The organism is Lapidilactobacillus achengensis, assembly GCF_003946655.1.
In the GTDB taxonomy this organism is placed as follows: domain Bacteria; phylum Bacillota; class Bacilli; order Lactobacillales; family Lactobacillaceae; genus Lapidilactobacillus; species Lapidilactobacillus achengensis.
The window spans coordinates 1-6,798 of the sequence record NZ_RHOV01000039.1 but is presented as its reverse complement, the minus strand read 5'-3'; the positions used below and the strand labels follow the sequence as shown (position 1 = coordinate 6,798).

4 protein-coding genes are annotated in these 6,798 nt (G+C 42.7%); all 4 read left to right on the top strand.

The window, feature by feature from the left end:
* The coding region (locus tag EKM94_RS11995) for an IS3 family transposase (RefSeq protein ID WP_164511221.1) at nt 1–117 on the top strand (117 nt) is incomplete at its 5' end.
* A gap of 1,083 nt (nt 118–1,200) precedes the next feature.
* Entirely contained in the window at nt 1,201–2,214 is a 1,014-nt protein-coding gene (locus EKM94_RS11990) for an ISLre2 family transposase (RefSeq protein WP_125602352.1), read from the top strand.
* Nucleotides 2,199–2,612: a UPF0236 family transposase-like protein gene (locus EKM94_RS12945; RefSeq protein ID WP_318531105.1), complete on the top strand. Its 414-nt coding sequence runs from the start codon at nt 2,199–2,201 to the stop codon at nt 2,610–2,612. The genes EKM94_RS11990 and EKM94_RS12945 overlap by 16 nt, the downstream gene beginning before the upstream one ends.
* Before the next feature lie 236 nt (nt 2,613–2,848).
* Nucleotides 2,849–6,798 (top strand): collagen binding domain-containing protein (locus tag EKM94_RS11980; RefSeq protein WP_125602346.1); only part of this gene is annotated, 3,950 nt, incomplete at its 3' end.

Here is a 6,798-nt window from a genome sequence, read left to right as displayed (position 1 = left end):
ATAGATGACTTTACTCAGGAACTTAATCAGTATATCGAGTGGTATAACACTAAGCGAAGAAAAAAAGTTTTAGGAGGAATAAGCCCGCAAGAATACCGTCAGAGCAAGGCTTCCTGAAGGTGAAAGTCCAGAAAAACGTCCGCACGCCCTTTCCTACATTTTACGATTGCCATTTACACTTGAAGTGCAAAAGCTGATAGACTAGGCCAAAAAGGCCATGATAACCTTGCTTATAAGCACCTTATGCATATAAGAAAGGAGTCATCATGACCCACTCTCAGATTAGCACGACAGGACAACATCAATAACTCAGTTTAGACGAATGGGGGGAAGCTTTAAGCACTCCATCAAGCTGCTTTTGTCATCGTTCAAACCGCCGAGCAGATTTATCGCAACAAGTTTACGGTTAGCCGTGAACTCAGGCGTGGCAATACCGAACAGATCCGTGGTGCTGGCAGACACTACCGGCGTTACTTTGCCGAAATCGGTGTTGCCGTATACGAGAAGAACAGTGCTTCGTGTTGCCCAAGCACACACTTAGAGCAGTGCTCAGAATTCTACGCAGAGCTTATGGTGGTGCTCAGAGTGTCTCCTCGAATCCGCAGCGTTGATAGCTTTGTGCACAGATATAAGCGGGTACATCCAGAACTGCCATGCCGGTTTAGCGCGACATCGACAAGAGCCTCTTAGAGGTGCTTAACGGTGATCTACCGATGAAGCCACCCATCATTTTCCAAAATTAGGATGGAGCCAAACCTTTTCGGATGCTTTGCGGCATTTTTGTATACGCTATCCGTAACATGGCTACTCTTTGTGAATTAAATTTCGTGGCAAACAAGCTTCCAGTTCTTTATCCTTTGCGAATGTCTATAGTTTTGATTTTTTGAAGCAGGTCCTTAAATTGTTAGATGGCCGTAAGCGTGTTTGGTTTGCAGCTTTCAATCGATGCCGTTTAAGTCGTGGGTGCTGTTGCGCCTTTTGGACTTATACTGAATAACCAGTTTTTCAGTCGAACACATGGAGCGTCTGTTTTTAGGTTACGTTTGAACGCATTGTTATACAAGTGGAATAAACTTAGTGTAAAGTTTTACTCAGGAGGTCAATGTCAAAGAATAAATTATTTAAAGATAAAGTTGACAAAAGAAGACCGCAGCCCTCTAATTGAGTTACCAGACACAAAAAAGAGAGAAGCGGTCTTCTATGAACTCAATTATAGCAATTGCAACAGAACTTTTGAAGTCTAATCAATCATTTATTCAATTTGAAGCAGAAATGATTCCCGCGCTAGCGGAGTTCGTGTGTGCTGCGGTTTCAAAAGCAATTGAGGTCTTCGATGATGAGCTATGTTTAGGGAAAGATTGGACGATTCTTCGTAAGGATAAGCGGACGATTCAATGTCTATTCGGAACATTGGTATTCAGCCGTCGGCTGGTTCGTGATGGTGCTGGAAAGCCACGTTATCCGCTCGATGAAGCTCTGGGAATTCCAAAGAGTAGGCGCTATTCCCCGCTTTTAATGGCCAGAGTTGCCAGTCTATCTTCGCATGCGGTTTTGCGCACGGTGTCTCGCGCTGTTGAGGCTTTCACACCAGGATCAATGAGCTTTCAGACGGTGGATAAGATCTATCAAGAGATTGGTGAGGATCTTATTGAAGTAGCCACCAGCAAAGCGGCCGCCCCAAAGCAGAAAAATGAGAAAGCCTGTACGACACAACTGTTCATCGAAGGTGATGCGTTTCAAGTGAAAATCAAACACGGCCTGCGGGTCATGGTACATCGACTTCAAGTCAGTGAAGGGGTTATTCTGAACGGGAAACGACACATTTTAAAGCAACGATACATCATTAGTGGGCTGAATCGCCGGTTGGTTTTCGAACAGATGTCAGAGTATTTAGACAGTCATTACGACTGCAAGAACACACAAATTATTACGGGAAGTGATAATGGGAGTGGTTATGAGCCAAGTGCTTTTCAAGTGTTCTCACCGACTAAGGAACAGCATGTTCACGTACTTGATGCCTATCACTTGAATCGCAAACTCAAAGAACGTTTCAGTTTGATGCCAATGCCACTAAAGAAGCGGCTTAGACAAGCAGTGTTCGCAGCGGATAAGCCACAGGTGAAGATGATCTTAGATACCGCCGAATCAATGCAACAAACGGAGATTATCGCGACGACGTCGCAGATAATATCAAACGCTTGCGAGATTACTTGAATCGTAACTGGGATAGCATCAAGCCACTCGCGGTTATTCAGTGGCGCCATAGTGGTCTTGGCAGTTGTGAAAGTAACCATCGCGCATACACGTATCGTTTGAAGAAACAAGGACGTAGCTGGAGCATTACTGGCCTTAAGGCCATGCTTATGATAATCGATGCCGAGCAAAATGGTGAGTTGGAGCGTTCGCTAAGCCAAACAACCATGTTTAATGCGCCCCAGAGGCTAACAGATAATGGGCAAATCGTGATTGCGCCTAACTTCAAACTATGGGCACTGTTTGCGGTAGGCAAGCATTCCGCCCATGTCGGGGTAAAAGCCGGTGTGATCAACGCACAAGGAGTTACAGGAACATCGTTTGGTCGCTTCGCACGTGCAATGAACGACTTGAACTAAGCTAACAATAAGTAACCCAAAAATAGAGAACCGAGAAAAACTTGACACATACTGGAATAAACGGTGGAAGCCTGGTATATTTAAAGTGTGTAACCGTAATCAAAACCACATCAGGTTAGTAATATAAATTAACATATGGTTAGACGCGGAAACTCGAATTTCAAGAAAGTGGGGTGTTCACATTATCACGTATAAATTGAGGGGTAGAAACTCAACCATGGAAAGAGGTAAAAAACATGGATAAAAGGAAAATTGGACAGCAAATATATGCTTTAGTTTTAGTGCTTCTGCTGTTCTTACAATCCTCGGCACAAGTTGTAGGGGCGGTGACGGCTAGCTCTAGCGGTACTAATGATCCCAAGACTGTTCAACTTTTAGAGGCTACTCAGGAAACACCTGGATTGCGAACAATTGGACTGAAACTTTCGCTAAACAACTCAACGGATGAAATTGTTCAAGAGCAAGTTTCAGTATCCTTCTCAGGTGATCAGCAACTACAAGAGACCGCCGATGCCAACATTGTTGATGATGCGCATAGGGTTGTTGGACAATACTCCTATTCAAACAGCCACTTACAGCTATATTTGGCTGGCAATATTTCTGGAACAGCAACGATCCAACTAGGCCTCACAGACACTTCATCCTTAGAAGGATCTGTCAATTTCTCAACGGATGGTCAAAACGTTACTGCAAAACTGTCTGATACTACCTCAGTAGCAAAAGATGATAAACCTTCAGCCAATGTTAGCAGCAAGGCTGCATCTAGTGTTGCGTCGAAGAGCCAAACCGCAAAGACAATTTCTGAGAGTGCTGAGGGCAATGATATCTCACAATATTTGCCAGATGACTCCAAAGGAACAATCATTACCGGAGCAAATATTGAATTCACAGATAGCAAAGGTAATACTGTTGATCCCACACAAGTGAGAAAAGATACCAATCTTAATTTTCAATATACGTGGGCAATTCCGGATGAGCTGAAAGACGGATACCAAGTAAAAGATGGTGACTATTTCTCATTTAAGTTACCTGAAGGAGTTACCTATAAACCAGGTACGGGAACCCTCGGTGACTATGGAACTTATAGCATAGCTGCTGATGGCACAGTTAAGTTCACCTTTAACAGTGATGTTGAAAACGTGAACCACATTGAAGGGACATTTAGTTATACTTCTACCATCAGCAGTGATTCATCGTCTGGCAAAGAAGACATTGTCATTGACACGACTACTGGGCCGGTAACGATACCAATTGTTGTTCAGCCATCAGGTGGTAACGACATCGCAAAGACTGGTCAACTAACTGGCGCTAACACATCTGGAAATAATCCGACTGGGATTACGTGGAACGTTACAATTAATACCAATGGTCAAGAGCTAGAGAATGCAACGATTTCTGATCCTATGCCAAGTGATACTACCAACACTGTGCCAACCACGCTGAAATCGGTTAGTGTATATCCCTTAACAGTTGATCTGAATGGGAATGTGACTAAAACTGGCGATCCTCTTAAAGAAGGTACAGATTACAAGGTTGAAAATGGAAAAATTACGTTTATTGGTGCATATGCGGATACCTATCAGGCTTTCAAGATCGAATACACTAGCGACATTGACTCGAGCAAGTTGCCTGATGATGGTGGAAAAGTAACCTTTACGAACAAGGCTACTTTAACTAATAACGGTAAAGACTATCCAGCAAGTGCGACTGTCAATGCAAACTACGGTAAACTTTTAAGTAAGAGCTATGATGGTCCGGATAGCAATGGCAGTCAGAAGTATAACTGGCATATTGACTACAATTATGGTGAGAAGGCACTGCCTGCCAACACCAAATTAGTAGATAAGTTATCTGAAGGTCAAATATTTCCTACTGACAACAAGCTTTCAATAGTTGATGAGGCTGGTAATGCTATCAGTTCCGATCAATATCAGGTAGCTTACAACGAAGCTAGAACCGAAATGACGATTACCTTCCCCAATGGGCTCAACATGGGAGTCAAGATTTCATATCAATCGCAAGTCACAAAATCAATAGACGCTGATGGAGAAAAAATTAGTAACTCTGTAGAAAGCAATGGCAAAACTTCGAATCCTGGGGAAAAGCAAGCCGACCAGCAGGGCCTAACTAAGTCTCGTGGAGCCGTTGATTATAACGCCAAGACTGTAACGTGGAATTTCGATATCAATAAGGCTCGTCAGGATATGAGTGACTGGACGATGACTGATCCGGTTCCGGATGGACTGACTGTGGACTATAGCTCTTTTGTTCTAACAGATGTTCTAACAGACAAAGATACTAAAAAGGTTCTGAAAGAAGGCGAAGACTATACTGTTAACCCCGATGGTAACGGGTTTAAAGTTACTTTTGAAGGCGCGCTCAAAGACCATGCTAAAAATTGGTATACGTTGAGCTATAAAACTACCTTTGAAACGAATAGCCTTCCAGCTAGTGGTACATGGACTAATACTGCTAAGGCGACTTGGAAAGACAAAGATGGTGGCAAACACACTAATGAAGGGAAAGACCACTTTACTCCTAAGACTGAGTTTAAAAATGATGGTACCAAGTCCGGAAGTTACAATGCCGTTTCAAAACAAATTACTTGGACTGTGGTTGTTAACTACAATCAACGTAAACTTAGCAACGCTTCCATCACTGATCCAATCATTGGTGACCAAGACTATGTTGCAGATAGTGCCAAGCTATACGAAGCTTCTATTAAGGTAGATGGTTCATATGTTTTAGGTGCACAAGTTACTTCTGCTAATATTTCCTTTGACAATAATAAGAAACAACTTAGTGCAAAATTACCAGAGGATAGCGCTAAAGCTTATGTATTGACTTACCAGACTAGCCTTTCAGGTAAGGTGATTGATCAGAAGTCCTATGACAATACAGCAACCTACACAAACAGCGGGAAGTCTAGTGATTTGACGGCTAAGGTGACAGTGCCGAACAGTGGCAATGTTCTGGATAAAAGCGGTAAACAAGATCCAGCAAACTCTGCTTATGCTTTATGGACTTTATGGGTCAACAAGGCACAGTCAACCTTCAGTAATGCGGTTGTTACCGATGAGCCTTCTGACAACCAGATCATCGATGAAAGTTCAATTGTAGTCTATCCAGGAAAGGTATCTTCTAATGGGACCTTTACTGAAGATACGAGCAATCCATTAGTACTTGATAAGGACTACTCGCTGGACCTACAAACTGATAATGCGACGGGTAAGCAGACATTGAAGATTTCTTTTGCAAACGAAATCAGTTCGGCTTACTCAATTCATTATCGTTCATTGATTAACTCGTCAAAGATTAATGATACGTTGACCAATACAGCATCGATATCCGGTAAGGGTGAAAAAGATGTTGATAACAATACCAGTGGATCGACGGCAGTAGTAAACAATAGCGGGTCGGCAACTGGTAAGAACACCAATCTTGTTCTCACCAAGAGTGATGCTGATACCAAAAAGTCAATTTCTGGAGCTTCTTTTGAACTTTGGTCTGATGTTTCTGGACAAAAGGGACAGTTGCTTCGCAAAGGCACAACAGATGCATCTGGCAGTATTACTTGGAACAATCTTAAATCTGGGAAGTATATTTTAGTTGAAACAAAGGCCCCAGATGGGTATGTAATCTCTACCATTTTGGCCAATGGTAAGGAAATTAACCTTCAGTATAGTGATGCAAACGATGATAATAACGTTTCTATTTCGGAAACTAATCAAAAAGGAAAAGTTACGGTTGAGAAGTCTGATGCTGATGGCTCAGGCCCTTTAGCTGGAGCGGTATTTGATCTTTACAAGAAAGATGGGACTAAGGTTGCTTCAGATCTTAAGACAGAATCAGATGGCACTGTAAGTTACACTGGTCTTAATTCTGGTGACTATTATGTTATTGAGACAAAGGCACCTGCTGGATATAAGCTAGATGCAACACAGCATGCTTTTACTATCGATGGAAACAATATCCAAGTAAAGGTTTCAATAACGGATGAGAAAGCATTGGGAAGCGTTCTTCTAACAAAGACCGATGGTGATACAGGTAAAGCCCTGGCGGGCGCTGTGTTTGATCTTCATAAGAAGGACGGGACGAAGGTTGCTAGTGGCTTGACCACCGATGCCAAGGGTCAGATTAAGGTTGATGACCTGAAGCCAGGCGACTACTACTTTGTTGAAACTGC